General features: G+C 54.5%; 4 protein-coding genes. 3 read left to right on the top strand and 1 reads right to left on the bottom strand.

The window, feature by feature from the left end; genetic code table 11:
* The first annotated feature begins 380 nt into the window (after nt 1-380).
* Both AC13CE_RS02850 and AC13CE_RS02845 read left to right on the top strand, forming a co-directional pair.
* Nucleotides 381-1,070 carry an HPP family protein gene (locus tag AC13CE_RS02850; protein ID WP_482971420.1) on the top strand — a complete coding sequence of 230 codons (690 nt, stop codon included), beginning with the start codon at nt 381-383 and terminating at the stop codon, nt 1,068-1,070.
* A 198-nt stretch (nt 1,071-1,268) separates the two neighbouring features.
* On the top strand, nt 1,269-1,478 hold the full coding sequence (locus AC13CE_RS02845) for a CorA family divalent cation transporter (protein WP_482971419.1): 210 nt from the start codon (nt 1,269-1,271) through the stop codon (nt 1,476-1,478).
* 205 nt (nt 1,479-1,683) lie between these two features.
* Here AC13CE_RS02845 and AC13CE_RS02840 read toward each other — a convergent pair whose 3' ends face one another.
* Nucleotides 1,684-2,172 (bottom strand): VTT domain-containing protein, encoded by a 489-nt coding sequence (locus AC13CE_RS02840; RefSeq protein WP_482971418.1) that lies wholly within the window; start codon nt 2,170-2,172, stop codon nt 1,684-1,686.
* A 37-nt stretch (nt 2,173-2,209) separates the two neighbouring features.
* Between AC13CE_RS02840 and AC13CE_RS02835 the strand changes: the two genes are divergently transcribed.
* Nucleotides 2,210-3,247 carry a lipid kinase gene (locus tag AC13CE_RS02835; RefSeq protein WP_482971417.1) on the top strand — a complete coding sequence of 346 codons (1,038 nt, stop codon included), beginning with the start codon at nt 2,210-2,212 and terminating at the stop codon, nt 3,245-3,247.
* Nucleotides 3,248-3,478 lie beyond the last annotated feature (231 nt).

Below are 3,478 nucleotides of genomic sequence, written 5' to 3'. Positions count from 1 at the left end.
AGGTCACCCCGGATCGCTTCCAGCGCCACCTTTGCCTTGAACTCCGCGCTGTAGCGCTTCCTCGTCTTCTTCATTTCCCGTCCATTCCTCAGGTCGGGATTAGCTTAGCACCCTGTCCAAATTTCCGGGACCACCTCAGTTCATTGGTTCCGGCTCGAGATAATTTAGCCTCGGTGACATGGTGGAGTAAATACCACGTTTATCCGGACATAAGCGCAAAAACCAAGGAGCAACGGTCGACCACATTAATAAACCAAGCGGATGGGGGAAGGTGGAAGGGCAAAGGCAATCTTCCCTTTGGCGATCGCAGCGCATTCTTGCTCGCTTTGAGCCCATCGGCGCGTCATTGCGCGCGGCCAAGATACTTTCTGGCCTACTCAATGAAGCGACTGTTTAAACCCATTCTTGCGGGTGCAACCCTGCGTGACCGCATACGCGCTTGCGCGGGCGGTATCATCGGGATTGCTTTAACCAGTTTGCTAGCTTGGCTCCTGCTGGAAGATTGGGCGAGCGTCCCAATGATTGTCGCGCCTATGGGCGCTTCAGCCGTACTGGTATTCGCGATACCGGCCAGTCCCTTGGCGCAACCATGGCCAGTGATCGGCGGAAATACTATCTCTGCGCTAGTAGGAGTGTTCTTCGCTCAATCGGTGGCGTCTCCCCATCTCGCTGCGGGCTTGGCCGTGGGTTTCGCAATTCTCCTTATGTCTCTTGCTAGATGTCTGCACCCCCCAGGAGGAGCCGCGGCGCTTACTGCGGTTATTGGAGGGCCTGTCGTCGAGTCCGCTGGATATTCTTTTGCGTTTTTACCTATCGCGATCAACGCCGTGTGCCTGGTTTTGGTCGGTATCGCTTACCATTTTTTGTCCGGACACAGCTATCCGCACAGACCGGAAGCAGTCATGGGACAAAGGATATCTGAACGGGACTTAGCGCCCCCTCACGAGGAAGATATCAGCGCCGCGCTGGCCGATCTGGGAGAGACATTCGATATCGGACCGGAGGATTTGGAATTAATCATTCGGCGGGTAGATTTTCATGCGGCACAACGCAGGGAAGCCGCGCGATGAGACGGTACATTTCACAATGCTGACGGCATCGCAAGTTTTTCAAATGGGGTATTATATCGCTAGCCGGTCAGACGCGCCTAATTTTTGAGGCTTCACGATATACCGAGCTTGCGATCAATCTTGCTTTCCTAGCCTAATTGGTATTGGAGCTATGCCCTTGCCCTGGCACCTAGCGGAAATGGGTTTCTAAACAAATGATTGAATCAACACGGGACATCACTGGCTATCGCCGTGGTCGCATTCATTTTCCTGCCTCTCACATTCATCACTGGCCTGTTAGGGATGAATGTCGAGGGCATTCCCTTTGCAACGAGTGACTGGGCTTTCTGGGGCGTTGTCGCGTTCTGCGTTTTCATCGGCTTGGTCGTCCTGGGTTGGTTCGCATTGCGCCAATGGCTCGATGAATGATAGCTAACGAGCGCGCCTGCAGCAGAAAATAGGATTTGGCCTCTTCACAAGCACCGGTGCTGCATCCTCCTAATCTGATACCTGTCAATCTTGAGGATCAATTCTCCGCGGCATAAGCTCGAAGACGACGAACGGATTTTCTCCCTTGACCACGAATGTTTGGCTCGGTTCCAAAATTAACTGGGAGGCCGTGACCATCGCCGGTCTATATCGCCGCGCCCGCTGTAGCTGAAAGCGCTATTGCCGGAAGCACGCCTATAAGAGTGCTGAGGGCATATCGTGATCGCCCGACTGAGCCGAGCGCACACAGCGCGGTGATTATAACGTGGGGAATGCCTATCACGCGAGAGCCGATGATCGGGAATACACCTGCTTTTGAAGTGAAATGTTCGACGCGCGCCAGCTTGTCAGCATAGCGTTCTAGTAGCGCAGCTTGCGAACCGCGCTCAAAAAGCAAATAGAGTACCAGAGAGCCTGCGACCGCGCCCACAGCGACCACCGGAATGGCCAGCCATCCGCCTAGCAAAGCTCCCGACGAAAACGAGATCGGAAGCAGTGTTCCGGGGATTCCAGAAGCAAAGGTTGAAGCAGTTATTCCGGCGATCGCCGCAGCCAACCAAACTTCGGCGAATGGCAAGACCAAAACTGTTTGAAAGATCTCAGTTGGAAAAAGAGCGGCGAGTGGAAAATCCATAACGCGCAAGCGTATTCATCACGCGTGAGGTTCCTATATGCATGCCCGTTTCGCGCCGCATCGTGCATCGATGCAGGCAGCTTGGTTTTGCAGGCTCAGCCTTTATATCTCGGACAGTGACAATTTTTCGTTCAAATTGCCGGATCTGATGTCTCCGCCCCAAACCAGGCGTGTCCTATTTCTTCACAACGCAAAGGCCCGGCAAGGCGTCCGGGCGCTCCAGCCAGTGTGCGACCGTCTCGAAGCTGGAGGTTTGTCTGTCACGGTAGAGCCGTTCGAAAACCTGCCAGAAATTGCTCGTGACATTACACGGCTTCATGCGACTGCGGACGCGGTTGTTGTTTGTGGAGGAGACGGCTCCATTTCATCCGCAGCTCCCGCAATAATGGAAAGCGGGTTGCCGCTCGGGATCATTCCGGCAGGAACCGCCAACGATCTTGCAAGAACTCTCTCCATTCCGCTCGATCATGCAGCGGCCGCCGACTTGATCGTGACGGGCCATACCCGCCGGATTGATGTCGGCTCGGTCAATGGCCATGCGTTCTTCAATGTCGCAAGCATCGGACTTAGCAGCGAGTTGGCGGAGAAACTCGATCCCCAAACCAAAAAGCGCTTTGGACGGATCGGCTATGCTGTTGCTGCCTTTCGTGTGCTGACCGGTGCAAAGCGCTTCAGCGCTCGAATTGTTGAGAAGGGCAAAGGAACCCGAGTCAAAACCTATCAAATCGCGATAGGAAATGGCCGTCTTTACGGAGGAGGAAACGTCGTTGCGGACACTGCAGCGATCGATGATGGTCGATTGGATCTCTATAGCCTCGAAATGTCGAACCTATGGAAGTCGGTGTTGATTGCGCGTGCTTTTCGATCTGGGACGCACGGCGCATGGGAGGAGGTTCGAACCGCGCGATGTGTAGAGTTCAAAGTGGAAACACGGCGTCCGATGCCAATAAACACTGACGGGGAAATCGTGACTGCGACGCCAGCTCATTTTCGAGTCCTGCCTGCTGCGATAAGCGTCTTTGCTCCACAGAAGCTCAAACAAGGGTCTCATCCACTCCGTTTCTATCACAGATGAGCTACCGCCAAGCCTAACTCCTCCTCATACTTCAACGTCGTCTCTACTTGTCCGTCGTCTCGAAGTAGCGGAACGTCCGCTTTAGGGAATCCTATTCTGTTGAAAAAGTCGACGTTGGCTGGGTTGGTTGAGCGCTTTGGATCCAAGGCGAGTGAGGTCGCTGCCTCTCTCAGGCAGTGGCGAGGCTCGGCGTGGGCCGCATCTTGGCCAGTTTCCGGAGGTTCTGGGCTG

The sequence above is a fragment of the Qipengyuania sp. B-5 genome (genome assembly GCF_056857815.1).
This window is presented reverse-complemented; position numbering and strand designations above follow the sequence as displayed.